General features: G+C 72.4%; 1 pseudogene. It reads right to left on the bottom strand.

Features of this window, described 5'->3' with window-relative positions:
- A pseudogene (locus tag Q7T09_RS14885) lies at nt 1-1,494 on the bottom strand (glutamine-synthetase adenylyltransferase); the annotation flags it as partial.

Genomic DNA, 1,494 nt, shown 5'->3' with positions numbered 1-1,494 from the left:
GTCCGGCGCGCCGGTGGCGTTGGCGGCCTCCAGCAGGCGCGGGGCCAGGCGGGTGAAGAGCTCGCGGCCCCGCTCGGTGCGGGTGGCCGAGATGTGGCCGTGGTGCCAGCCGCGGATGGTCTGGGAGACCCGGGCGGGCTGGGAGAAGCCCATGCGCGACAGGGTGGCCAGGGTCTCCGGGTCGTCGTCCACCCCGGTGAAGATCAGGCTGCCGAAGCGCGAGGAGAGCTGCTCCTCGTCGGGGAAGAGTTCGCCATAGCGGCGGTTGACGGCCTTGAGGGTCTTCTCGATGGCGGCGTCGAAGGATCGCAGCTTGGCGTAACCGGCCAGGGCCCCGACCCGCTGCCGATCGGTGTCGGACTCCGGGAGCTTGTGGGTCTGCTCGTCGGCCAGCATCTGGATGCGGTGCTCCACGGCGCGGAGCATGTGGTAGCCCTCGGTCATCTCCTCGCAGGCCTTGGCCCCGACATGGCCGGCCACATGGAGGGCGCGCAGGGCGTCGAGGGTGCGCCGCGAGCGGAGATCCGGATGGCGGCCGCCCAGGATCAGCTGCTGGGTCTGGACGTAGAACTCGATCTCCCGGATGCCGCCGCGCCCCAGCTTGAGGTCCATGCCCTTGGCGGTCAGGCGGTCGTCGACCTTGTGGACGTGGATCTGGCGCTTGATGGAGTGGATGTCGGCGATGGCGGCGAAGTCGAGGTTCTTGCGCCAGACGAAGGGGGTCAGCTCCTTCAGGAAGGCCTCCCCGCGGGGGATGTCGCCGGCGCAGGCGCGGGCCTTGATGAAGGCCGCGCGCTCCCAGTTCTGGCCGACGCTCTCGTAGTAGTCCATGGCCGCGGCCACCGGCACGGCGAGCGGCGTCGAGGACGGGTCGGGGCGCAGGCGCAGGTCGACGCGGAAGACGTAACCGTCGCCGGTCTTGTCGGCCATCAGCTCGGCCAGCTTGTTGGTCAGGCGAACGGCGAAGCCCTGGGTCTCGTGGCCGTCGGCCAGCGGCAGCAGCTCGGGCTCGTAGAAGACCGAGATGTCTATGTCGCTGGAATAGTTGAGTTCGTAGGCGCCGTGCTTGCCCATGGCGATGCAGAAATAGCCGGGGACCGGGCCGGCGGGGCCGGTTCCCAGCGCGCCCTGGCGGCCGGCCTCGACCTCCGAGCGGGCGGCCACGGTGAGGGCCGCGGCGAGCGCGGCGTCGGCGAAGCGGGCCAGCGCCCCGGTGACGGCGTCGAGGTCCCAGCGCCCCCCCAGATCGGCCAGGGCGATCAGCAGGTGGGCCTCGGCCTTGAGCCTGCGCAAGGTCACCTTGGCGGCGTCCCAGGGGGCGTCGGAGAGCGCCGCGGTGCGGACCAGCAGGTCCTCGAAGCGGGCCTGCGGGTCGGCCTCCAGCAGGGCCCGGAGACGGGGCAGGTCGCGGCGGGCCAGGCTGGCCAGGTAGGGGGAGGCGCCGAAGACCGGGGCCAGGGCGGGCCAGGCGGCCGCCAGCAGGTCGCCCCAGCC

The sequence above is a fragment of the Phenylobacterium sp. genome (assembly GCF_030645195.1).
Taxonomy (GTDB): domain Bacteria; phylum Pseudomonadota; class Alphaproteobacteria; order Caulobacterales; family Caulobacteraceae; genus Phenylobacterium.
This window is presented reverse-complemented; position numbering and strand designations above follow the sequence as displayed.